The organism is Paenibacillus marchantiae, assembly GCF_028771845.1.
GTDB classification, from domain to species: Bacteria; Bacillota; Bacilli; order Paenibacillales; family Paenibacillaceae; genus Paenibacillus; species Paenibacillus marchantiae.
On record NZ_CP118270.1, the window covers coordinates 1,766,134 to 1,790,727 of the forward strand.

Sequence of the window (24,594 nt, forward strand, 5' to 3'; positions counted from 1 at the left end):
GAGTAATATTTTTAACTGAAATCGGTTACAAATCAAGTTGTGGTGCGGTTTTTTACATATAGTGAACAATTTGTGAACATGTGTCCAAAGATTGACAAAATCATACCCTCAACTTATATTTAATAAGTGATTGAACCATATAGAATGAATTGGAAGAATGCGCAGACATGCCCTTAGCAGGAAATGACGGGAGTAGTGGAAGCGTTATTTTTGTAAGCGTTCTGTATGTCGGACAGGATTACGTGTATCGTGCTGAAATGAACTGAATTAAGTTTATTTTGGGCGACAACGGCAATCTACGAAAATGTTAAAAAAGTGGGGTAGATCAATGATGAAACAGTGGCAGGTTGCAAAGCGAATTCTCCCCTTGCTGGCGGTGTTCTCTTTGCTGCTATCCGCATGCGGGCGGGAAGACTTGTCGGTAATGAAACCTCAGGGTCCTGTGGCGCAAGGCCAATATGATCTGATGAAGCTGTCCATTGCGATTATGATCGTGGTGCTCATCATTGTATTTGCTATTGCTGCGTATGTGTTGATCCGGTTTCGGAGACGAGCCGGGCAGAATGAAATGCCCGAACAGGTTGAAGGTAATTTCAAGCTGGAAGTAATATGGACAGCCATTCCGTTGCTGCTCGTAATTGTTCTGGCAGTACCGACGGTAAAAACGATTTTTGCCCAAGGCGAAGATCTGTCCAACGACAAAAATGCAATTCAGGTCAAAGTCACCTCGCATCAGTACTGGTGGGAATTCACTTATCCTCAATATGACGTAACCACCGCTCAAGATCTCATCATCCCGACCGGAAAGAAAATCGCATTCGAATTGAAAACCGCTGACGTGCTTCACTCCTTCTGGGTGCCGTCACTTGCGGGTAAAATGGACACAAACCCGGATGGAACGCTTAACAAGTTCAGCTTCTCGGCGCCAAATGAAGGCGTTTACCGAGGCAAATGTGCTGAATTATGCGGCAGGTCGCATGCCTTCATGGAATTCAAGGTAAAAGCGGTCAGTCAGGAATCCTTTGACAAATGGGTTAACGAAATGAAAGCCCCGGCGGTACTTCCGGAAGATACCCAATTGGCTGAGAAGTTCAAAACGAACTGCCTTTCTTGCCATGCAGTTGGGGATCAGGGCGGGCCAGTTGCGCCTAACCTTACAGGTATCGGCGGCAAGCAATCCGTGGCAGGTATTCTGCTGAATCAGGGCGAAGGCCAGGAAGACGGTAATCCGGTGCTGGATAACATGAAAGAATGGCTCCATGATCCACAATCCGTGAAGCCGGGCAATACAATGCCTAATCCGAAAGACCTTGGACTCACAGATGAAGAAATCGACGGAATTGCCGAATATCTGGCCAACTACAAATTGGACTATGAATAGAACAGCAAGGACGAAGAAGGGGGTACACAACCTTGGCTCATGCTCATAGCGTCAAGCGGTATAGGGGCTTGATGGATTGGATCACCACCGTCGATCACAAAAAAATCGCCGTTCTCTATTTGATTGCGGGTGGATTTTTCTTCGGAATCGGCGGCATTGAAGCCATTTTGATTCGGATTCAGTTAATGAAACCGATGAATGATTTTGTGTCGGCACAGGTCTTCAACGAATTGATTACGATGCACGGAACAACGATGATTTTCCTTGGTGTTATGCCTATTATTTTTGCACTTATGAATGCCGTTGTACCTTTGCAAATTGGGGCACGGGACGTTGCTTTCCCTTTTGTTAACGCGCTTGGTTTCTGGACGTTCCTGTTTGGCGGACTGCTCTTGAACCTGAGCTGGTTGATGGGAGGGGCACCGGATGCCGGCTGGACTTCGTATACGCCACTCTCTGGCAGCGAGTACAGTGGGACGCACGGTGTGGATTTCTACACGATAGGTCTCCAGATCGCCGGTCTAGGGACACTCATCGGGGGCATTAACTTTCTTGCGACCATCATTACGATGCGTGCGCCGGGAATGTCCTATATGCGGATGCCGATGTTTACCTGGACCACATTTATTACATCAGCCATTATCCTTTTTGCATTCCCTGCCATTACGGTAGGACTTGTATTGTTAACGTTTGACCGTATACTGGGAGCCAATTTCTTCGATGTTGCAGGTGGCGGTAACCCGGTACTCTGGCAGCATATCTTCTGGATCTTCGGGCACCCGGAAGTATACATTCTCATCCTGCCGGCTTTTGGTATTATCTCGGAGGTTATTCCAACCTTTGCACGTAAAAGATTATTCGGTTACAGCTCCATGGTGTTTGCAACCATCCTGATCGCCTTCTTAGGATTCATGGTATGGGCGCATCACATGTTTACGACTGGTCTGGGAACAGTCGCCAATGCATTGTTCTCGATCTCAACCATGTTGATTGCTGTACCAACAGGGATCAAAATATTTAACTGGCTCTTTACGATGTGGGGCGGACAGATTCGTTTTACGGCAGCAAACCTGTTTGCTGTTGGATTCGTTCCAACCTTCGTTATGGGCGGGGTTACTGGTGTCATGTTGGCCTCAGCGCCTGCGGATTTCCAGTTCCATGATACGTACTTTGTTGTGGCTCACTTCCATTACGTTATCGTTGGTGGATTGGTGCTAGGTTTGTTCTCTGGATTACATTACTGGTGGCCGAAGATGTTCGGTCGCGTCCTGAGCGAAACGCTCGGAAAGTGGACCTTCTGGACATTCATGATCGGTTTCCAATTAACGTTCTTCGTACAGCATTTCCTTGGTTTAATGGGGATGCAGCGCCGGATCGTTACATACTTGCCGAATCAGGATTTTGACCTGCTTAACCTGGTCAGTTCTGTTGGTGCATTCCTAATGGGTGTTGGGGTTATCATGTTCCTCGTGAACATCGTGATTACAACGAGAAAACCAGTTGATGCGCCGAATGATCCGTGGGAAGATGGTCGTACGTTGGAATGGTCAATCCCATCTCCGCCACCGGAATACAACTTTAAGCAGACGCCTCTGGTACGTGGAATCGATGCGTATTGGAAGGAAAAGATGGCTGGACATACGGAGATGACACCGGCCGAACCTGTTGGTTCGATTCATATGCCATCAGCGACTCCACTGCCGTTTGTTATGTCTGTCGGTATATTCATTGCCGGACTTGGTCTCATGTTCAGCAAAGATGATTTTGGCAATGCGTTTATGAACGGATTGTTTAACAATTACATTGTAGTCATTATTGGCCTTCTGATTACATTTGGTGCGATGGCGCTGCGGTCACTCTATGATGATCATGGCTGGCATATTGAACCGGAGGATCAGGATGAGAAGGGGGTTAGAACATGACAACTCCACATGCCGAACCGGTAAACGGCAAATTGCCGCATGAGCCGGAGAAAGCAACGCTGGAAGGACGCAACAAGCTTGTCGGCTTCTGGTTGTTCCTTGGCGGCGAGACCGTATTGTTCGGAACCCTCTTCGCAACCTTTTTGGCCCTCCGTGGCCAAACGAATGACGGACCGACGGCGAATGAATTGTTTCATCTGCCACTCGTGGCTGCAGCAACCTTTATTCTCTTAGTCAGCAGTTTGACAAGTGTATTTGCCATCCAGGCTATGCATAAGGGGAAGCGCAATGCTCTTGCTCTCTGGCTTGGCATTACCGTTGTACTGGGTCTTGGATTCCTCGGTCTGGAAATCTACGAGTTCTATGAATATGTGAAACATAAAGAGTTCGGCATGACTACAAGTGCATTCAGTTCAGCGTTCTACACGCTGGTTGGGTTCCACGGAGCTCACGTTGCATTCGGTATTATGTGGATTGGGCTCATTATCGGGCAACTGTTCAGAAAAGGATTAACGGTCGTAACTGCACCTAAAGTATACGTCTCCGCAATGTACTGGCACTTTATTGACGTGGTCTGGGTGTTTATCTTTACGGTCGTGTACCTGCTCGGAAAGGTGGGGTAACACATGTCGGTACAGGATAAGAGTGATCAGCAGCCTGTGAAGCATCGTCACCGGGCGGAAGGTCCACAGAAACACGTCGTTGTTTTTATTTTCTCGATTGTCCTGACGCTAATTGCGTTCGCGGCTGCTGCCGCGGGAGGAGTCAATACGACCTTTACCATTATTATATTGGTGGTTATGGCGATCCTTCAGGTGTTTGTACAGCTCGGTTACTGGATGCACTTGAAGGATAAAGGGCATTTAATGCCGATCCTGTTCATGAGCTTCGGATTTTTCGTAGCTTTTACGTGCATCATTATGGCACTCTATTGGGTTTGGTGGTAAAAGAGATGGCGGCGGCGCAGTGTCGCCGTCTTTTCCCCTTTTAGGCGGATCAATCAGTCAATGGATTCAGGCAACAACCAAATCAGGTCACGGGGAGGTTTCCCGTATGCTCGGGTTGCAATATTTTAGTTTCAACGATTTATGGAGTCCACTTATTATGGCATTGTTTCTGCTCATTGCTGCAGCTTATCTAGTGCTCGTTGGTCCGTTCAGTGAGCGGATCAAGGGGGCAGATCAGGCTACGGTCGCACAGAAAATGATGTTTATTACTGGGCTTACCGTGTTGTATCTTGCACAAGCGGGGCCATTCAATCTGCTGGGTCATGTGATGTTCAGCTTCCATATGGTGAGTATGGCCCTGTCCTATCTGGTAGCGCCACCGCTATTGATGAAGGGATTGCCCCTCTGGGTATGGCGCGGAATCATCCGGTGGCTGCCGACACGGCAGTTATCTTTTTTGGCTCATCCGATCGTGGCGGCTGTGCTGTTTAACGGGTTGTTCTCGTTATATCATCTACCCGTGGTACATGATTACGTGATGTTAAATTTTACGGTTCACCGTTTGTATTACATTGTACTTTTCATTACTTCCATGCTGATGTGGTGGACGCTGCTCAATCCGTTGCCGGAAGGGAGACAAGCGTCGGGGCTGTCTAAGATTGGTTTTATTTTTCTGAACATGGTGCTTCTGACACCAGCTTGTGGACTGATTATTTTTGCTTCCGAACCCTTGTATGCGACCTACAGCAATCCTGCCGTATGGGCTGAGGCGATGCGGTATTGTGTATCCGGGGATTCTACGGCATTGCTGCGATCGTTCGGTGGACCGGCGTTCTTCAACTTTCTGTCCTCTGCCAAGGAGGATCAGCAGGTGGGCGGTATTTTGATGAAATTCATACAGGAAGGCATCTTCGTCTCCATGCTGGCGTATGTCTTTTTCCAATGGTACCGCAAGGAAAAACGGGAAGATGATGATGATCCGTACCCTGTAGAGAATACGGGAGGACCGCTCAATCCTGCAGCGAAATAACACAAGTTTTGTTTGGACAAGAGGGGGAAACACACGATGGATATGTATTTTCTGCTACCCACGATCAGTACTTCTTTCATTGTGATTAGCGCAGTGCTGGTTGGAATTGGCTGGGTGCTAATTATCCGTGGCAAACGGGAGGCGCACCAAACCGCGATGATTGCAGGGGCCATTGCTGCCCTTCTGTTCTTTGTCATTTATATGTCTCGTACCATCTTTGTCGGGAATACGGCTTGGGGTGGGGACCCGGAAATGGAGATCTTCTATCGAATATTTCTGATCTTTCATATTATCCTTGCCACGGTGGCAGCGGTCTTCGGGATTTCCACTTTGGTGCTTGGGTTCAAAAAGAAATTCAAGACACATCGCCGTTGGGGGAGATTTACATCCATGATCTGGTTTAGCAGTGCTATCACAGGCGTTATTGTATACGTTTTGTTGTACCTGCTGTATCCTGGTGGACACACTCGTCCGGTATGGGAAGTCATTTTGGGTGTTTAATGCAATGAATTGAATTCTTTGAAAATATGAAAATGGATGTATCCACCCGTGGATTGGTCCAAGCTTCCTCTCGCATTCATTCATAGAATGAGTTCGAGAGGGGGAAAACAAATGAAAAAAACAGTCCATGTAAGTCAAACGTATCCACGTCTCACGGTGTATTCAGAAGAGGATTATCGTGGAAGAAGCAGGGTATACCGTGGTAACACGGGTCTCCGTAATCTGGACAACATCCTGGGTGGGGTAGAAAGCCTGCGTTTCTTCTCGACAAGTTCGAATGCAACGTTGGTTGTGTTTACGAGACCTAACTTTCAAGGCGGATTCCGCGTCTTTCGTGGGAACACCAACTTGAGAGATTTGGATGATCTGATTCGTGGCAATGATGTGGAATCTTTGATTTCCACCAATCAACGGCTTACTTTGGACGAAATTCGTGCGATTCGCAGTAATCGCAGCCTGCCAAGTGGCTACAACCTCGTTTAAGGATTAAACCTCTTCAGTATTCAGGTGCCGAAAAAAAGGAAAGAGCTGTTCCGAATTGTGTTCGCACAATATAGGATACAGCTCTTTTTTTGGTTTGAGGAGTTATCCTAATCTCCACCACCGCCGCCACTGTCCCCACCGCCACTATCTTCACCACTGTCGTTGCTGGTTCCGCTATCGCTACTGTGATGGTAATTAGATCCCGAAAAAGAATCACTGTCATGATGCTTGTGATCGTGTGAATGTTTGGAATGATGAGTGTAGGAGTCATCATTGGTGGTAATGACCGGGTATGCCGGAGAAGAGTCGGTGTAGCCGTTGTTACGGCGAACTCGATGTCTGCCTTTTTTGGCAGCATGACGCTTGGGTTCATCCCGCAAAATGAGCCAGATGACCACGATTCTGACGTGAATCCCATCCTTTCTTCCTGATTCAGGAAAATAAGGAGTTGACGGGAATAGGGAGTGGTCTGTATACTGTGTATATTGATATATACAGTGAGCACAGTCGAGATGGAAAGGCAGGCAATGATATGAACGAATGGAAGCAGGCTTGGTGGCTGACCCGCAGCGAGATGAACAAGGATAAGCTCCAATGGCTGTGGACCGCAATTTTTATGATATACACGGGCAGCATGAGCGGTGTGATGTTATTAGGACAACAGAAGACCGATTTCATTAATCCTGTTGTTGATACTTTCTTTTTGATCATGGTGCCATTTCAGGGATTCGTGTTCAGCAGGCGTTCCTTCCGTTACATACAGGAGGATTCCTATACACAAATGTTGGCCTACTATCGCAGACTTCCCATTCCACACGAGACAGTGATGTGGTCGAGACTTCAGCAGGCTCTGATGGCGTTTACGTATAATGGTATCTTTTTCTATGGATCACTGTACGTTGTCGGGTTGCACGAGGAAGGGTTCCGGTGGGATCAGTACCTGGCCTTTGGCATAACTTGTACAGGTTACGGACTTCTCATGACAGGCTTATATATTTACGGAGAGTTTCTGCACAGTGGCAAAAAATATTTGCTTCTCAGTTCACTGTTTTTGCCGCTTACGATCATCCTATCCTTGCTGATCCGAACGTCGGGCAGTTACGGATTTTCGATTGTAATTGATATGAGTAAATCATGGGGGCTGCTTTCCCCGATTATGTGGGTTGCTTTGGTGGCTGGCATAGCAGGATTATGGCTTTTCAGTCGGTTGACGCTGAAGAAACTTTCCACTCGGGATTTGAGTTAACGGTATGAAGGATGAACGCAAAAATGAATACAGGATGAAACCGGCACGGACAGGTAACAGACTGGAGTGTACCGGAGGGCGAGGTGCAAGATGTGAAAATACCCATTCAAATTAATGAAAATAGCGCTGAACCTTTATACCACCAAATTGAAAATCAGTTAAGGTCGTTAATTGTTACGGGTCAGTTGGGGGAGGGAACACATTTGCCGTCCATTCGCGAATTCGCCGGATCACTGAATTGCAGTGTTATAACGGTTAGACGGGTCTATCAGGATCTGGAGAATGAAGGGCTGCTTCGTACGAAGCAGGGGACGGGTACATTTGTGGCCCAGGTAGAAGCCGGCGACAGAGAACATTATAGATTGAAGGCCGCACAGGAAGCGATGCAGGCAGCGGTGCAGTCCGGAAAATCGGTGGGATGTACGGAAGAAGAACTGGAGAGTCTGTTCCGGGAAGTCCTCAAGACAGTTTACTCGAAGTGAGGGAGTGATTCATACATGGAGCCCATAGCAGTTCAGTTGAACGGCGTATCCAAAATGCGAAAACGCAGAGTTATTGGCCCAATCGATCTGACCATCCCGGAAGGGTATGTAGTTGCTATTCTCGGTCATAACGGTTCAGGTAAAAGCACACTTCTTAACATGTTACAACAAGTGGTACTGCCTGATGCAGGGCAGATTATATGGTTTGGAAAGGAACATGAGGGGCCTCTTCCCATTGAACTGAGACAACAGATCGGTTTTGTGGCTGACAACGCTGGGCTCGAAGAGAACCGGATTACTGCACAGGAAGCAGCTGATTTTCGGGCCTACTGGTACCCGCGTTGGGATATGAAGTTGTTCAACCAACTGATTCACGATATGGAAGTACCTGTTGATGTGAAGCTGAACAAGATGTCCAAGGGAGAACGACGGAAATTCGAAATCGCTGCTGCAATCGCAGCTCGCCCAAGACTATTGCTTTTGGATGAGCCTTCATCCGGACTGGACCCCTTTGCCTGGAAAGTGATGGTCGAGCAGTTCCGTACTTTCATGGCTGAGGGCGATACCACGATTCTGATTGCCACACATATTGCGGATGAAGTCAAAAGGCTCGCAGATTACATCGTATTGATGCACCGTGGTCAGTCCCTGGGGATGGCCGAGAAAGATATGGTGCTCGATCAGTGGAAAGAAGTCTGGTATGAAGGAGATTTACGACCAGAGAGTATCCCTGGGGTTGTGGAATCTTCCTCTGAAGAGAGAGGACTGGTTCGCGTCATAACAACCCGGGTCAGCGAAGCGCAGGAAAGGCTGGAGCTGGCAAATAACCGGGTATTGAAGATCCGTAACTTGGAATTGGATGAAGTCTTGGCATTCTGGATTGCCGGGTATGCACCCGTACAGTGGAAATAACCGAAGGGAGACGATAAATGATGAACCGATTGGAATTGAAGCAGGTTGTCAAGCAATACGCAGACAAAACGGCAGTTAATGGTGTGACGCTTAATGTGAAAGAAGGGGAGATTTACGGTCTGCTCGGAGCCAACGGTGCTGGTAAAACAACAACGATGCGTATGGTGCTTGGGTTGATCCACCCGGATGGCGGAAATATCCAGTACAACGGCAAACCTTATAGCACAGAATTGCAGCAGATTATGGGATATCTACCAGAAGAGCGCGGTTTGTACCCAAAGGTAAAGGTCAGTGAACAGATCAACTATCTGGCCCGTCTGCGCGGCATGAATGGAAAGGATGCGGATCAGAGCCTGAAGTATTGGTTGGATCGATTCGAAGTGCCGGAGTATTACGACAAAAAGATTGAGGAACTATCCAAAGGGAATCAGCAAAAGATGGGCTTTATTGCCGCAGTGGTGCACAGACCACAAATTCTCATTCTGGATGAAGCCTTTAGCGGACTCGATCCGGTCAACGTGGAATTACTGAAATCCACGGTGAAGGAGTTGCGTGACGAAGGCACAGCCATTTTGTTCTCGACACACCGCATGGAGCACGTTGAAGAATTATGTCGTCAGATCACAATTCTGCATCGCTCCAATACCGTTGTGCAAGGAGAGATTAAAGAGATCAAGAGCCGTTATCCACGTGAGCATGTATTCCTGAGCACCACAGGTAATGTGGGTGGTCTGGAGCAGCTGCCGGGTGTGAAAAAGGTAGAGCAAAATGAGCGTGGATACCTGATCCATATTGGTCAGATGGAAGCAGCTCAGGAAATTCTGAGAGCAGCCATGGCTCAGACGACCGTTGAACATTTTGAAATCAAGGAACCAACGCTTAACCAAATCTTTATTCGTGAGGTAGGTGAGTCGAATGAATAAAATGGGGACAATTATCGGATTTACGTTTAAAAACAAAGTAAAAACGAAGTCTTTCATGGTAACGACTATTGTACTTGCACTTTTAATTACGATTGGACTCAATATTCCATATTTCATTACCTTATTTAATGGTGGTCCCATCGGTGGAGGCTCGAGCACGAATCCGGTGAATATCGGTCTGCTGAGCACGGGACAAACGGAGGTAGCTGAGAAGCTGGAGGCATACTCCTCCGCACAAGGCAACCAGACGTATCGTTTTGTTAACGACGCGAGTAAAGATGAAGCGGCCCTCAAAGCCGATGTGGAGTCGGAGGTTTTGGATGGGTACCTGAAGTTTGAACCTGTTGCGGGGCAAGATTTCCCACAGCCGGTCTTATATTCAAGCGATGATATCTCCCCGCAGGTTATAGCACCCATTGAAGCTGCACTGCAAATTGTGAAGCTGGATGTGGTGGTGAAGGATACACTCACGGCGGAACAAAAACAGCTCATCAGTACGCCGGTAAAACTGACAGAGCAAAACCTGGATTCTGGCCAAAGCGGAGCTGCAGCGGAGTCGGAAGGTACCATGAGTGGCATCAATTACATTGTGGTATATCTGCTGATTATCCTGTTGTTCACATCAACGATGATGACAGGTAATATGATTGCTTCCGAGATTACAGCCGAGAAGAGCTCGCGTATTATGGAGATTTTGATTACGAGTGTATCTCCGCTCAGTCAGATGTTTGGTAAAATTATCGGTATTTTCATGGTAGGTCTATTGCAAATCGGTATTTTCGGTGCAGTAGTTGCCGGAAATATGCTGTTACCGCATAACCGCGATGTATTGAGTGATTTCAACATGAACCTGGGTGATGTGAACGTCGCAGTCATTGTATATGGACTCATCTTCTACATTCTGGGTTACTTCCTGTATGCGGTGATGTTCGCGGCCATCGGTTCCATGGTGAGTCGGACAGAGGAACTGGGTCAGGCCGTGCTGCCGATTACGATGTTGTCCCTGGTTTCCTTCTATATTGCAATTTTCAGTATTGCTACACCGAACATCCTGTTGTTGAAAGTAGCAAGCTTCATTCCGTTCACATCGCCAACGGCAATTCTGGTACGGATTGGGGCAGGCGTTGCGCCAACCTGGCAGATCTGGACGTCCCTGGCCATTCTCGTGGTATCGATTATGATCTTTGGCTGGCTCGCAGCGAAAATCTATCGTACAGGTGTGCTGATGTATGGTAAACGCCCAACGTTCAAGGAATTGTTCAAAGCGATGAAGGCGTATAAGATCTGATCCAAGTTTACGAACACGGGTATTCAATTTTAAATTAGTGGTTCAATAGAACCTTCATGATCCGGAAGGGAATTGGCTTGAGTAATTAAAGCAGAGAAGGTGCTATGCTTTAAAGAGGAGCATCTTCTCTGCTTAATTCATAATAATCCAAATATCTTTATTCAAATTACTATATTGCTTAAAGGAGAATACATAATATGAAAAACTGGAAACGCATACTCTTGTCTCTAACTATTTCGGTAGGTTTGCTCGCATCGGCAGTACCGGCTATGGCCTCTCCGCAAGAGACATCGGTAAAGGTGAATGACGAAACGGTTGAATACACGGCGGGTGCACCGATCAACGATAAAGGAACAACACTTGTGCCGCTGCGCTCCACGTTGGACGCAATGGATGTGAAGCTGACGACAGCAACAGATGATACGATCACAGCCGTCGTTAACGGCAAGACGATTACTTTGAAGAGCAAGCTTACACGCATTAATGGCGTAACGTACGCGCCGATTCGTATTGTCGGGGATGCAACTGGTTATGAGGTCTGTTGGGATGCTGCTACACGCACAGTGCTGCTGGTTTCTAAGGGTGGCGAAACAGAGACTGTTCAAACCGGTGGACGTGGCTTCATGTGGGAAGTCGAAAGCAATGGCAACACAGTATATCTGGTAGGCTCAATGCATATTGCGGATGAAAGCTTTTATCCATTGCGCGAAGAGTTTGAAGAAGCCTTTACCGAGGCGGATTACTTAGGCGTAGAGATTGATATCAGCAAAGCGGCTGACGAAGCGCAGCAGAAGATTGTTCTGGATCTGGGCTCGTATCAGGATGGCACAACACTGAAAGATCACATCTCCAGCGAGACGTATGCTCAGGTGGGAGACATTTTGAAGAAGAATGGATTGGAAGCGAATGCACTGGATACCTTTAAGCCTTGGGTAGTGGAGAGCACACTGGCCAGCCTGAAATCCATGAAAGCGGGCTATGAAGCTTCTTCGGGGGTTGACCTATACTTCATACAGAAGGCAATCGAGCGCAAACTTCCGGTGATCGAGTTGGAATCCTATCAATCTCAATTGGGAATGTTCAATGACTTCTCTAAGGAGCTGCAAGAGAAAACATTGAAAGCGACTTTGGACAATTTCGATGTGTTGGATGACAGCGTGAATCAAATGGCCGAAATGTGGAAGACGGGAAATGACGAGCAACTGCTGAAGCTGACGAACAGCTTCTCTGATGATGAAGAATACAACAAAGCAATGCTCACTGATCGCAACATCGGCATGTCTGACAAGATCGATGGTTACCTGAAAAACGGCAAAGGTGAAGAGTATTTCATCGTTGTTGGTGCAGCTCACTACTTGGGCGATCATGGGATCGTGAAGTTGCTGAAAGATAAAGGATATACAGTGGTACGAAAATAATAGAATTATAGCTCCTTATATGGGAGTTTGGTATTCTCTCCACATGATAGACAATAGTGAAAAAAGAGATCGTATAAAATCCCTCTCAAGCACTGGCACTGGAAGCTTGAGGGGATTTTTTTGTATGCCTGCGAAGAAAGAAGTAGTCATCCATACGTGAGTGAATGAAGGCTTGATATTAATTAGGGTAAGAAACCCCCGTGCATTGATTCCCGTTTTTTTTTACTGTCAAATGTCGATTCAGGACTTTAGAAGCAATCTCAGAAATGTCTATTTACAAATATTAGAAAAGCATTTAAAATAAATGTAAGCGTTTTAAAAGTTAAAGCGCTTTAACTTTAAGGCGGAGGTGATTGTGTCTCGCGAGTATCGAATCATGGTTTCTCCATCAAGATGCTGCATTGAATTTTAGGCTTAAAGGTTATGTCATGGATCAAAACCCATTTGGACCTAAAAGGAGCGTAAATTTATGAGAAAAAATAGGGGATTTTCGGTTAGCAGCAAGGCTGTTATGATGTGTTGTCTCGCTTTTCTTCTGATTCCGGCGAGCTTTGCTTTCGCCGCTCCAAACAAGCCGTTTCCGCAGCACACGACATATACCAGCGGCTCGATCAAGCCTAACCATGTTACGCAAAGTGCGATGGATAGCTCCGTGAAAGCGAAATGGGACAGCTGGAAATCGGCTTATCTGAAAACGGCGGGCACAGGCAAGTATTATGTGAAGTATCAGTCCAACGGGGATACCGTATCTGAGGCACACGGGTACGGAATGCTGGCAACGGTTATAATGGCCGGTTATGACGGCAATGCGCAGACCTATTTCGACGGACTTTATCAATATTATAAAGCGCATCCGAGCGCCAACAATTCGAAATTGATGGCATGGAAACAAAACAGCAGCTTCCAGAACATTGAAGGCGCCGACTCGGCCACGGATGGAGACATGGACATTGCTTATTCGCTCCTGCTTGCGGACAAGCAGTGGGGTAGCAGCGGCAGTATCAACTACCTTCAGGCCGGCAAGGACATCATCAATGCCATCATGCAAAGTGACGTGAATCAGTCCCAATGGACGCTGCGTCTTGGCGACTGGGCAACGGATAATACGTTCAAAAATGCTACCCGTCCATCGGACTTTATGCTGAATCACTTGAAGGCGTTCCAGGCAGCAACGGGTGATGCCAAATGGGCGAACGTGATCGACAAAACCTATACCATTGTCAACACCTTATACAATGGGTACAGCTCATCAACCGGATTGCTTCCAGACTTCGTCGTTCTGTCGGGCTCGACGTACAAGCCAGCTTCAGCCGATTTTCTGGAAGGGGCGAACGACGGCAGCTACGATTACAATTCGTGTCGTACGCCTTGGCGGATCGCAACGGATTACCTGATGACTGGTGACAGCCGGGCACTCAGTCAGCTCAATCAAATGAATAGCTGGATCTCAACCAAAGTAAGCGGTAATCCTAACAACGTAAAGGATGGTTATAAACTCAACGGCACGGTTACAGGTTCCGGCGGCAGCGGCGCGTTCTATGCACCGTTTGGTGTCAGCGCTATGACCTCGTCCGTGAACCAAAACTGGCTGAATTCCGTCTGGACCAAAACGGCCGGCAGCTCCAATGAAGGCTACTATGAAGATAGCATCAAGCTGTTCTCCATGATCGTGATGTCCGGCAACTGGTGGACATACTAAGCAACTTATAATCCGATGATTGCTCATATGCAAGCAGGCCGGGAGATTAGCTCCCGGCCTGCTTTTTTTATGGATAGAGAGCTAGGAGAATGTATTTAATGATTGATTTAAGAAAGCCTTATAGATGGCAAATGCCTAGAAACAACAAACCGCCATATCTCAGGAAATTCTGGGATATGGCGGTTTCTCTTAATGTGAAAGTACGTCGATAGACGTTTTTCTTATGGTATCAGGACGAATGGATGATAGCCGAATTATGCATTAGCTGCAGATTCAGTAAAGAACTGCGGCAAATATTCCTTGTTGGCTTCGAGCATTTCATCCAGCATCTGAATCGCCACTTCGACCGAAGGGACCAAAGGATGATGGACCAATGCCTGTATGGCCAATCCACGATCGCCGATCACGGCAGCATCGATGGCGAGGCGCTCATAGGTTTTAACCGCATGGATCAGTCCAACTGCCATTGGAGGAACCTTGGTCAACGGCAGGGGCAGTGGACCGGTTTTGGTGACCACGCAGTTGACTTCAATGCTGGCATCGTCTGGCAGGAAATCAATGATACCTTGATTGGCTACGTTCAACGTCTGAATGTCATTCGTTCCGTTGTAGAGTGAGCGCATCAGGTTCACGGCAGCTTCGGAATAGAAGGCGCCGCCCCGCTGTTCCAGCTGTTTCGGTTTATCTTTCAGGTCCGGGTCATTGTAAAGCTCGAAAAGTTCTTCTTCAACGCGTTTAACCACTTCCGCACGGTTGCCGCCTTTTTGTAAGGATTCCAGCTGCTCTTCGAGCATGGCGTCGGTCATATAGAAATATTTCAAATAGTAAGAAGGCAGGGCATGCAGGGATTGCAGGAATTCCGGATTCCACTCCCGTGCAGGCACGTTCTTCGCGCTGTAACCGGCCGTATCGGACAGCATGTCATCCAGTTTGTCTTCTCCATTCACATCAATACGCGTAATCCAGTGGAGATGGTTCAGGCCAACAAACTCGGCATAGACGCGGTCCGCTTCTACGCCGTATTTGGCTGAGGTTTGCTTGATTAGGCCGATTGGTGCATTACAGAGACCAATGCTTTTAACGTTGGAATACTTCAGAATGGCTTCCGTGACCATACCCGCCGGATTCGTAAAGTTCAGCAGCCAGGCATTAGGAGCGAGTTCTTCAATATCACGGCAGATATCAAGCAGGACCGGAATCGTCCGCAGTGCCTTCATCATGCCTCCGGGACCAGTGGTTTCCTGACCGATCACGCCGTATTTCAGGGGAATGGATTCATCGCGGCCACGGGCGTCAAGCATGCCGACACGCATTTGAGTGCTGACGAAGTCCGCACCCTTGATGGCTTCGCGACGGTCGAACGTCAAATGAACTTCAATCGGAAGCCCCGATTTCTCCACCATGCGTTTGGCTAAGTTGCCGACAATATTCAGTTTGCGCTCTCCCGGCTCAATATCGACCAACCACAGCTCTCGTACAGGAAGCTCGGCATGATGGAGGATGAACCCCTCAACGAGCTCCGGAGTATAGGAAGATCCACCGCCGATTACCGCTATTTTTAGCCCTTGTTCATATGCCATTTTGCACACTCCAGTCTTTTAAGAATTTTTTATGATGACATTGTTTATAGACGTTTATCTTGTTGTTTGCTTAATATGTTCGAAGTCACGGAAGGCCCTCATTTTGTCATATACATCCTGGCTTACCGCATGTCCGGCCGCATCCATAGCAGACCATAAGGCACCGACAACAGGCTCGGTGGCCAACGTTACGATGGTCGCATTTGGAGCGATGGTTGCAACAGTCTGTTCAATTTTGCTGCGAATCCAGCCGCGATCTCCCCTTGTTAGCAGACTTCCTGCTAGTATAATGTCAAAGGCGTCCTTTTCCATTCCAAGTTTATGGATAACCGCAGCTGCTGATTTGCCAAGCTCTACGCCTTGACGGTTCAGAATTTCCAGAGCTACAGCATCGTCCTCTGCGGCAGCTTCAAATAGCAGCTTTGCTACATGGACAGGCACATGCTTGCCGTGATCCTGAAAGTCATCGAACATATCGCTGACACTGTCATATCCAAGGAAGTTAAGCAGCAGGGGACTCAGGAGCGTTGGCTGCTCACGGCCGTCCCAAGAACGGATGACAGAGCGGAACACCTCAATATTGAGGGAACCGCCACCGCCGAAATCACCGTACATATAATCAAAACCACCGACCTGTACATGTTCTCCTGCCGGATTGCGGCCTGCGGAGTTGGTGCCTGTGCCGCAGATCAGCGCGACCCCGTAAGGCCGGTTCGTACCTGCGCGCAGACCGATCATCGTGTCACAGTTAATCGAGTAATTCTGGGTGAATCCGATTTCCTGAACCAGAGGGTGCAGGATTCGGTAATCTACCTCCCGATCTGCGCCCGCAAGTCCGAAATAGGTGTGCGAGATTTCATGAATCCGCAGTCCTGCTTCGTTTAGAGCTCCTTCTGCAGCTTCCCGTATGCTTTGTGCGGCCAAGGCGCGGTCAATCTGGTGATTGCCGTTGCCGCCCACGCCTTTGCCAAGCACATTGCCGAAGTCATCGGTCAGCAGGGCGTATGTTTTTGTTCCTCCCCCATCGATTCCCAAGTAGTAAGCCAATGGTCGTCACTCCTATATATAAGGTTATATTTATTATCCGGTCGTACCTTTTGTTGGTAATCCAGTAGATTCTCTCACGATGAGTTCAGGATCGATCCTTACATTAGCCCCGCGTTTCATCGTACCGTCCATGCGTTTCAACAGCATATCCGCAGCGGCGACCCCAATGCGGTCGGCAGGCTGCCGGACCGTTGTCAGATGGGGGTGCAGCTTGGATGAAATATACTGATCGTCATAGCCGACGATAGCTACCTGTTCAGGCACCTTGATGCCTTCTTCCATGAGGGCGTTCACGACCCCAAGCGCGATATGGTCATCGCCCGCGAACACCGCGGAAGGCAGGTGTCCCTCACGCAGCCACTTGCGGCAGATGTCATAACCAAAATCGATTTCGAAATCGCCCGTGATCATTTCAAATGGAGCCAGATCTTTTTCCTTAAGAGCCTGCAGGAAACCGCTGCGACGCTCTCTCGTACTGCGGAACATGTTTTGTCCGCTTAAATGCGCGATGGAGGTATGGCCGAGATCAAGCAGATGCTTCGTAGCGGCATAGCCACCTTTGTAGTTATCGATCGTTACCGAAAAAGTATCATTCTCAGGCTTCTGATTGTCGATTAGGACATAAGGAATATTGCGCCGCTTCAGTTCCACGATGTAGTTATCCTCTTCCATCGGCGAGAGCAGAATAAGTCCGTCTACCCGGTCCTCCTGGATCAGGTAATGGGTTTCATCGGAGCCAATGCCGGTAGAGACCGAAACGGCCAGAAAATAGCCGTGAAGTGCAAGCACTTCGTTCAGTTCTTTAACGACGGTGTCGAAGAAGGAATCCTGAAGAGTGGTCATGATCAAGCCGACGATTCCTGTCTTACCGCGAGCTAAACTCCGCGCAGCAGCGTTGGGATGGTAATCGAGCTCCTTGATGGCTTCCAGAACCTTTTGCCTATTTTTCTCTCGCACGGATTCGGCACCGTTTAAGACGCGTGAGACCGTTACGACGGACAGCCCTGATTTCTTTGCAACATCAAATATACTAACCTTCATTGTTTATTCTCCTTGCGGCAGATTTTCCGTACTTTATATTGACTTAACAATAGTATACATGTACGGAGGCTTAGCCGCGAAGCTAATTTGATAGATGCACCGCCCCTTGCAGGACGGCACAATGTCTAGCGTTAACGTTTGATAATTTCCATGACCTTTTTCTGAATCGTCGGCATCACTTCTTCAACGGTGTTGTGTCCGGTATCGATCGGCTGCATCTCATTAATGAACATATCGTTGATCTGAGAATAGTGGGTGATCAGGTGGTTATAGGATTCAAAGCCGTATTTCACAGCGCCTTCGTAAACCTTCTTCACATCTGCCGTATCGATGCCATCAAAATGCTTGTAATAGGTTTCGGCTGCCTTCGTATTCACTGGAGGGTTACCACCGCTCAGGTCGATGGATTTTTCCTGAATTTCGTCGCTGACGAGATATTTGATCCATTCAAAAGCTTCCTTCGGATGTTTGGAGCCCTTCAGAATCAAGAGCGGATCGACGAACAGCACGCTGCGGACCTTGTCATTGCCGCCGGCAGGCACTGCAGCCACGCCAACCTTGAAAGGAAAGTCATTGGAGCCCGCAAGGCTCCATGAGCCGCTGACGGTCATACCCACCTTGCCGGTTACGAACGCATCGCCGTTTTGCCCCGCTACGCTTTTGCTCCATTCCGTTGTCGGAGACACTTTATCTTTTAAGATCAGGTTGAACAGCTTGTTATAAGCTGCGATGACTTCAGGCGAATCAAAATGAGTCTCGGATGGTACGCCGCCGTTCGTCCAGGTATCCTGGGAGTAGGGTTCAGCTCCGAAATAGAGCGGGCGCATATCGCGCTCGGACCATGTGAAGTCAACGCCATATTGAGTTTTAGCAATATCATTGGATACATGCGTCATTTTCTTCGCGTCTTCGACCATTTTGTCAAACGTCCAGCTCTTGTCCTCGTAATCGCTTGGAGGATAAGCAACGTTGGCAGCATCGAACATGTCTTTGTTGTAGAGCATCAGAGAGACGTACATGTTGACCGGAATACCGTAGACTTGGTCTTTGACGGTGTAGATTTTCATAAGATCATCCGGGATGTTGTAGTCGGACGCTTTAAATCCGTCTTCCTTAATAATGTCGTTCATATCAAGCAGCATGTCTTTGTTGTAATACTCCGCAAAACCGCCGTATCCATAATGGCTTGTGACGTCAGGCGATTTGCCCCCGGCAATTAGTGTTTGGAGTTTACTGTCGAACTGCTCGTAAGGAGCTTTCTCGATTTTTACCTTAATATTTGGATGTTGGGCTTCAAAATCCGGAACGAGCTTTTCGATAAAAGTGCGATCCTCGGAATCGATGGTATAGTGCGTTATGGTTACTTGCCCACCTGAGTTAGCGCTATCGCCATCGTTACCGGGTACGACATCTCCCGCTGATTTACCGCCGCTACAGCCGGACAATGCCAATACGACGAGCATGCTGGTCGCAAGCAAAAGTGTAAAAGACTTTTTGATCCTTATCGTTTTCATGGATTACAGTCCCCCATATATTCAAGTTTTTTGCCGCCCCTGCGGCGGAGTCTTTACTTGATGCCTGTAAGTACAATTCCTTCCACAAACCGCTTCTGGGCTATCGCAAACAGAGTCACGATCGGCAGCATGGCGAGCACGGAGGCAACCATGAGCAGATGCCACGGCGGAATTCGGAAACGCGAAGATGTGAAGGAAGACATACCGACCGGAAGTGTAAACTTATCCGATGAGCTTAAATAGAGCACAGGTGTCAAAAGGTCGTTCCAGCTGTAGATGAAGGCAAAGATCGCAACGGTTGCAAGTGCTGGACCAGACAAAGGCAAAGCAATCTGTCGCCACATCCGGAACTCGCTGCAGCCATCGATACGTCCGGCGTCAAACAGCTCATCCGGCAGCGTGGTAAAGAACTGTCGCAGCAAAAAGATGTTGTATGCTGAACCGAAAAACGCAGGGACAATCAGCGGCAGGAAGGTATCGATCCAGTTCAGCTTGGAAAAGAGAATGAACTGTGGGATCATAATCGCTGGATATGGAAGCATCATGGTGCTGAGCATGAGCATGAACCACAAGTTGCTGCCCTTGCCCCGATATCTGGCGAAGCCATAGCCTGCAAGCGCCGACGAAAACAGGGTGCCGACAACAGTCAAAATGCCGATAATGAGACTGTTCATATACATTTGACCGAAGTTCAGCGTGTCGAAAATTTCTCTGTAGTTACTCCACTGCCAGGACTCCGGCAGAAAGGTCGGAGGAAACGTCAGTAGTTCCTTCTTCGATTTCAGTGAGGTAGAGACCATGAAAAACAAAGGGAGGAGCATGAGAAAGGTGGTGACCACCAGGGCAATGAAGCTGGCAATGCTAACCGCATCGATTTTGCGCCGGCGTTTATTCACAGAAGGTGAAGCCCCTGGGCCGGCAGTCGGAATCATACTCATTTGCGTCCGCCTCCTTCATAGTGAACATAACGGTTCGAGAGTTTGATAATAAGCGCTGTAAACGCCATGACGACGATCAGCAGTACCCAAGCGAGTGCCGAGGAGTAGCCCGCTCTGTATTCCTTGAAGGCGCTGGTGTACAGGTTGTAAACGTAGAACCAGGTCGAGTAGTTTGGACCCCCTTGGGTCATTACATACGCCTGCGTAAATACTTGGAAGGAATCAATGACGCCCATAATCAGTTGGAACAAAAGTACCGGTGAAATCATGGGCAGCGTTACGTTCAGGAAAATCCGGAAGCGTCCCGCACCGTCAAGCTTGGCGGCTTCCACGAGGCTTGAAGGAACGCCCTGAAGTCCCGCAAGGAACAAAATCATGCCTGAGCCCACCGTCCAGAAGGACATAATCATCAGAGCGTAAAGCGCATAATCGGGGCTCATGAGCCAGGCTGGGCCGCTAATGCCGAACCAGGACAGCACGTAATTGAACAGACCGATCGATGGATTGAAAATCCAGTACCATAGCAAGGACATGGCGACGCCGGATACCATGCTCGGAAAATACATGGCCGTGCGGAAAAATCCGCGAAACGGTATTTTCGCATTGAGCAGGAGAGCAAATCCCAGTGCCAGCAGCAGCTGGATCGGTACACTGATAAATGTATAGCGTACCGTTACGACAACAGATTTCCAAAACAGGTCATTTTGAAACATTTCTTTGTAATTCGCGAGTCCGACATATTTCGGCGGGTGGATAATGTCATAGTCCGTGAAGCTGTAATAAAGGGATGACAGAATCGGATACAAGGCAAACACGAAGAAACCGATAAGCCATGGAGAGATGAAGAGGTACATGTAAAGTGTCTGCCGCCGGCTTTCGCGATGGGTCACATAAACACCAACCTTTCTATTTGATATAAAGTTATAACGCTTTAACTTTCGTAGTTGAGTTTACCCGAAAATAAAAGGTTTCATGTGATGTTATGTAATTGAAAGTTAAAGTGCTTTAACTTTATTATCCGGACTGATGAGATTATCATAGTGGATGGTTTCTCAATTATCAACCCTTTTTTTGGATAGTTGAAAGCGCTACCTTCATTGGTGCTTCGGAAGTTCTTTCAAAACGTCTGATAAAGGCTCATTTAGAAAGGTTTTTTTGGGGGAATCAAGCCCTCGAAAATTCACGAAATTTCTTGGAAGAAATTTTCCCGAAAGGACTTGGGAACTTTGTTTGAAAAACTAGAAATGGCCGGCGCCAATCATTCAGCAACCTTTCAGTTGAATTTAACGTTCCTATCGTCTGTATGGGATATAGTGGAACCAAGAAAGAGGAGGAGATCATCAATGAATATTTCTTCAGCAGCAAGTTCCACGACATCCTACATATCCACGTCTTCATCCAGTTCGAACAGCACAAGTGAGTTGGAAAAACAAAAGACGAAGCTTGAGGCCGAATTGGAGAAAGTGCAATCCAGCAAGGACGATGATAAAACCAAGGAGACCAAAACGAAGCAGCTGCAGCAGCAAATCAAGCAAATCGAAGCTCAAATCTCGCAGCAAAGCTCCCAGAGCAGCGGGACAACCGGAACCAAAGAAGCGCCGCCGGCCAAACCACCAACGAATGGTATGCAAGCAGCATCCCCGCAACAAATTGCAAATGCAACGACGGACAGCAATGGCCGATTTGATATTCGGGTATAAGAAGGAATACAGAACTTAATTTATGACATCTTAAAAAAGCCTAATAATCGATAAGTTAGAGCGGATTAGCTCAACCAAAAGACCTGCCTGATCTCTATAGATCAAGCAGGTCTTTTGGTTGTTCACATGTTTTATTCAATCGTTAAACCGTTTATACGTTCTGAGATGGCTCTTTTTTTATAGTACATGCCGATAGTCACCAGAACCACCATCTCGGATAGCGGAACGGCAAGCCAAACGCCAGTAACACCGAAGAATGAAGGGAGGATCGCAATCAAAGCAACCATAATAATCATCTCGCGTGCAGCTGTAATCCAGATGGCCATTTTGGCATTTCCGACAGATTGAAAGTACGTGCTCATGACAAAGTTAATACCCATGAACAAGTATGCAAAAGTAAATATTCGCAAACCGTACACGGCGTTATCCGTCACGCTGGCACTGAAGTTCCCGAAGATTTGCACAAAATAAGGTGCGCCCAGTTGTACAACGAGTAATAGCAGGACCCCACATGCCAGAGCCGTTCTGGAGGCTAAACGAATGGTCTGTTTTTCCCGATCCATCTGTTTGGCTCCGTGATAATAACTGACCAAAGGTTGGGCAGCGGAGGCTAGACCGAGAAATGCGAGCAGTACAACACCATGAATATAGTTCAAGACTGTAAAAGATGCCACGCCATCCGTGCCCGCAATCCGATCCAGTGAGATGTTGTGAGAGATGGAGAAGACGGACATGCCTAGTTCAGCAAGGAAGCTTGGAAACCCAATGAGTACAATAGAAGCCAGCAGTTTGGTATTCCATTTGAAGCGAGTGAATTTGAGATTATTATTTTTTCTGAAAAAGTGAGTCAGCAACACAAGAAGCGCCAGAGATGCCGATATAATTGTACCAATCGCGACGCCACGAACGCCCCATTCCAGTACGTATAACGTTATATAGTTAAGCACAATATTGGCTACCGCAAATGTAATCTGAGCATACATGGATGTATTGGGATTGCTGTCGTTACGAACAAAAATAGTGAGTGCATTCTCAATGGTGAAGACAAAACCGAACAACAGCATAATATTCATATAGTCCGCAGCAAACGGGAATGTTTCAGTATTGGCACCAAGGGCCAAAACAAGCTTATCTCTGAAAGTATATGCCGTATATCCGATAACCATCGTAATCAGCAAAATAATCGTAATGGATTTGGTGAAGATTTGTTTCGCTGTCGTGGGGTCCTTCTTACCCATATAGGTGGAATACAAGGTTGCCCCGCCCATTCCAATCCATAGCGACATAGCTACAAAAAGCGTATAGACAGGAGATGCAATCCCGATTCCCGCCAACGCTGTAGAACCCAGTTTGTGTCCAACCATAATGCCGTCGATAATAAAATTGAAAGCGATAACGAGCATCCCTAATATGGAAGGCACGAGGTAGCTTACAAATGCCTTACCTACAGATTGCCTTTCTAATGGATGCGTCCAATTTGTGTTCATGATGACCTCCGTTAGTATACTGAATGTTCATTCTATATTATATTATATTATATTATACTGAACGTTCGTTCTGTATAATAACATGCCGAGAATTTGGTTGGCAACTTTTCCAAAAGATGATCGTTTATATGGTAGAGTTAATAGAGCATCTTTTATGACACGGGAGGGAATCTCTTTATGAAGCAAAACAAATATGATGAAGCTGAGTTTTTCGGCAATTACAGTCAGATGGCTCGATCTACCCAAGGGTTGGAGGCTGCTGGCGAGTGGCATGAACTGCAAACGATGCTGCCTGAATTAAAGGGCAAGAACGTATTGGATCTGGGGTGCGGCTTTGGTTGGCACTGTCGATATGCACGTGAGCAACACGCTAGTTCTGTGGTTGGCGTGGATTTGTCTGAAAATATGTTGCAACGTGCACGCGAGATGACGGATGATCCTCAGATCGAGTACCAGCGTATGGCGATTGAGGATATTGATTTTGCACCCGGACAATTTGATGTAGTGATCAGCTCACTGGCTTTGCATTATATCGAGCGTCTGGATCAGGTATACGCCAAAATCAATGCATGTCTTGTTCAAGGAGGTACGTTTGTCTTATCTGCGGAACATCCCATCTTCACGGCGCGGGCGGAGCAGGACTGGCATTATGGAGCTCAAGGTGAAATACTGCATTGGCCTGTGGATCATTATCAAGAGGAAGGGCAGCGGGTAGCGAACTTTTTGAATCAGGACGTGGTGAAATATCATCGGACGATGGCGACTCATCTGAATGAATTGATTCAGGCTGGTTTTGTCATTCAACAGGTAGCCGAGTCCAAGCCATCTCCTGAGATGATGGAGCAGGTTCCCGGTATGCGAGACGAGAATCGTCGGCCGATGTTTCTGATGATTGCCGCGGTTAAGGCTTGAGCAGTAGCTTCGGCGGTATCAAAATGAAGTTTATGGGTTTTATACTCGATAGACCAGCGCGTTCAGTACATCTGGACTTTGCTGGTTTATTTTATTTTGTAGGAGAGGGAGAAGAAATAAACCGTTTGGGAACCAAATCCGAA

At 47.5% G+C, this 24,594-nt stretch carries 24 protein-coding genes; 16 read left to right on the forward strand and 8 right to left on the reverse strand.

The window, feature by feature from the left end; genetic code table 11:
• Positions 1-328 precede the first annotated feature (328 nt).
• From coxB to PTQ21_RS08165, 7 genes are all read left to right on the forward strand, one after another.
• Positions 329-1,381 carry a cytochrome c oxidase subunit II gene (gene coxB / locus PTQ21_RS08135; RefSeq protein ID WP_063567896.1) on the forward strand — a complete coding sequence of 351 codons (1,053 nt, stop codon included), beginning with the start codon at positions 329-331 and terminating at the stop codon, positions 1,379-1,381.
• Positions 1,382-1,452: 71 nt separating this feature from the next.
• Complete coding sequence (ctaD, locus tag PTQ21_RS08140; RefSeq protein WP_371121660.1) at positions 1,453-3,303, forward strand: cytochrome c oxidase subunit I; 1,851 nt, start codon at positions 1,453-1,455, stop codon at positions 3,301-3,303.
• The gene (locus PTQ21_RS08145) at positions 3,300-3,926 is read left to right on the forward strand and encodes a cytochrome (ubi)quinol oxidase subunit III (protein WP_063567898.1); all 627 of its coding nucleotides are present in this window, start codon (positions 3,300-3,302) and stop codon (positions 3,924-3,926) included. Before ctaD ends, PTQ21_RS08145 begins: the two co-directional genes overlap by 4 nt.
• Before the next feature lie 3 nt (positions 3,927-3,929).
• Positions 3,930-4,250 carry a cytochrome C oxidase subunit IV family protein gene (locus tag PTQ21_RS08150; RefSeq protein ID WP_063567899.1) on the forward strand — a complete coding sequence of 107 codons (321 nt, stop codon included), beginning with the start codon at positions 3,930-3,932 and terminating at the stop codon, positions 4,248-4,250.
• 106 nt (positions 4,251-4,356) lie between these two features.
• Entirely contained in the window at positions 4,357-5,280 is a 924-nt protein-coding gene (ctaG, locus tag PTQ21_RS08155) for a cytochrome c oxidase assembly factor CtaG (protein ID WP_063567900.1), read from the forward strand.
• Between the two features lie 36 nt (positions 5,281-5,316).
• Positions 5,317-5,781, forward strand: coding sequence for a DUF420 domain-containing protein (locus PTQ21_RS08160; protein WP_024632131.1), 465 nt, complete (start codon positions 5,317-5,319; stop codon positions 5,779-5,781).
• A gap of 111 nt (positions 5,782-5,892) precedes the next feature.
• Positions 5,893-6,264: a hypothetical protein gene (locus tag PTQ21_RS08165; RefSeq protein ID WP_063567901.1), complete on the forward strand. Its 372-nt coding sequence runs from the start codon at positions 5,893-5,895 to the stop codon at positions 6,262-6,264.
• Positions 6,265-6,371: 107 nt separating this feature from the next.
• Here the strand turns inward: PTQ21_RS08165 and PTQ21_RS08170 are convergent, their stop codons facing one another.
• Complete coding sequence (locus PTQ21_RS08170; RefSeq protein ID WP_274569428.1) at positions 6,372-6,662, reverse strand: hypothetical protein; 291 nt, start codon at positions 6,660-6,662, stop codon at positions 6,372-6,374.
• Between the two features lie 80 nt (positions 6,663-6,742).
• On the opposite strand from PTQ21_RS08170, the gene PTQ21_RS08175 reads away from it, so the two are divergent.
• The 7 genes from PTQ21_RS08175 (at position 6,743) to PTQ21_RS08205 (ending at position 14,232) form a co-directional block, all read left to right on the forward strand.
• Positions 6,743-7,510, forward strand: coding sequence for a hypothetical protein (locus tag PTQ21_RS08175; RefSeq protein WP_274569430.1), 768 nt, complete (start codon positions 6,743-6,745; stop codon positions 7,508-7,510).
• Between the two features lie 92 nt (positions 7,511-7,602).
• Positions 7,603-7,992: a GntR family transcriptional regulator gene (locus PTQ21_RS08180; RefSeq protein ID WP_274569432.1), complete on the forward strand. Its 390-nt coding sequence runs from the start codon at positions 7,603-7,605 to the stop codon at positions 7,990-7,992.
• Between the two features lie 15 nt (positions 7,993-8,007).
• The gene (locus tag PTQ21_RS08185; RefSeq protein ID WP_063567903.1) at positions 8,008-8,904 is read left to right on the forward strand and encodes an ATP-binding cassette domain-containing protein; all 897 of its coding nucleotides are present in this window, start codon (positions 8,008-8,010) and stop codon (positions 8,902-8,904) included.
• A 20-nt stretch (positions 8,905-8,924) separates the two neighbouring features.
• Positions 8,925-9,827 carry an ABC transporter ATP-binding protein gene (locus tag PTQ21_RS08190; protein ID WP_024632126.1) on the forward strand — a complete coding sequence of 301 codons (903 nt, stop codon included), beginning with the start codon at positions 8,925-8,927 and terminating at the stop codon, positions 9,825-9,827.
• Positions 9,820-11,115, forward strand: a complete 1,296-nt coding sequence (locus PTQ21_RS08195) for an ABC transporter permease (protein WP_274569434.1) — start codon at positions 9,820-9,822, stop codon at positions 11,113-11,115. Before PTQ21_RS08190 ends, PTQ21_RS08195 begins: the two co-directional genes overlap by 8 nt.
• A 197-nt stretch (positions 11,116-11,312) precedes the next feature.
• Positions 11,313-12,533 carry a TraB/GumN family protein gene (locus PTQ21_RS08200; protein WP_274569437.1) on the forward strand — a complete coding sequence of 407 codons (1,221 nt, stop codon included), beginning with the start codon at positions 11,313-11,315 and terminating at the stop codon, positions 12,531-12,533.
• A 469-nt stretch (positions 12,534-13,002) separates the two neighbouring features.
• A complete protein-coding gene (locus PTQ21_RS08205) occupies positions 13,003-14,232 on the forward strand; it encodes a family 8 glycosyl hydrolase (protein ID WP_274569438.1) in 1,230 nt (409 codons plus the stop codon).
• 254 nt (positions 14,233-14,486) lie between these two features.
• On the opposite strand, the gene PTQ21_RS08210 is transcribed toward PTQ21_RS08205, so the two are convergent.
• From PTQ21_RS08210 to PTQ21_RS08235, 6 genes are all read right to left on the reverse strand, one after another.
• Positions 14,487-15,812 (reverse strand): 6-phospho-beta-glucosidase, encoded by a 1,326-nt coding sequence (locus PTQ21_RS08210; RefSeq protein ID WP_274569439.1) that lies wholly within the window; start codon positions 15,810-15,812, stop codon positions 14,487-14,489.
• A gap of 54 nt (positions 15,813-15,866) precedes the next feature.
• On the reverse strand, positions 15,867-16,859 hold the full coding sequence (locus tag PTQ21_RS08215) for an N-acetylglucosamine kinase (RefSeq protein WP_274569440.1): 993 nt from the start codon (positions 16,857-16,859) through the stop codon (positions 15,867-15,869).
• A 33-nt stretch (positions 16,860-16,892) separates the two neighbouring features.
• Complete coding sequence (locus PTQ21_RS08220; protein ID WP_090810302.1) at positions 16,893-17,900, reverse strand: LacI family DNA-binding transcriptional regulator; 1,008 nt, start codon at positions 17,898-17,900, stop codon at positions 16,893-16,895.
• A gap of 131 nt (positions 17,901-18,031) precedes the next feature.
• Complete coding sequence (locus PTQ21_RS08225; protein WP_274569443.1) at positions 18,032-19,414, reverse strand: ABC transporter substrate-binding protein; 1,383 nt, start codon at positions 19,412-19,414, stop codon at positions 18,032-18,034.
• 53 nt (positions 19,415-19,467) lie between these two features.
• Complete coding sequence (locus tag PTQ21_RS08230) at positions 19,468-20,352, reverse strand: carbohydrate ABC transporter permease (RefSeq protein WP_274569445.1); 885 nt, start codon at positions 20,350-20,352, stop codon at positions 19,468-19,470.
• Positions 20,349-21,206, reverse strand: coding sequence for a carbohydrate ABC transporter permease (locus PTQ21_RS08235; RefSeq protein WP_063567788.1), 858 nt, complete (start codon positions 21,204-21,206; stop codon positions 20,349-20,351). The genes PTQ21_RS08230 and PTQ21_RS08235 overlap by 4 nt, the downstream gene beginning before the upstream one ends.
• Positions 21,207-21,695: 489 nt before the next feature.
• Here PTQ21_RS08235 and PTQ21_RS08240 point away from each other — a divergent pair, with 489 nt between their 5' ends.
• Complete coding sequence (locus PTQ21_RS08240) at positions 21,696-22,052, forward strand: FlxA-like family protein (RefSeq protein WP_072734872.1); 357 nt, start codon at positions 21,696-21,698, stop codon at positions 22,050-22,052.
• Positions 22,053-22,183: 131 nt separating this feature from the next.
• Here PTQ21_RS08240 and PTQ21_RS08245 read toward each other — a convergent pair whose 3' ends face one another.
• Complete coding sequence (locus tag PTQ21_RS08245) at positions 22,184-23,539, reverse strand: MATE family efflux transporter (RefSeq protein ID WP_090953961.1); 1,356 nt, start codon at positions 23,537-23,539, stop codon at positions 22,184-22,186.
• A 177-nt stretch (positions 23,540-23,716) separates the two neighbouring features.
• On the opposite strand from PTQ21_RS08245, the gene PTQ21_RS08250 reads away from it, so the two are divergent.
• A complete protein-coding gene (locus tag PTQ21_RS08250) occupies positions 23,717-24,451 on the forward strand; it encodes a class I SAM-dependent methyltransferase (RefSeq protein WP_063567795.1) in 735 nt (244 codons plus the stop codon).
• Positions 24,452-24,594: the final 143 nt, after the last annotated feature.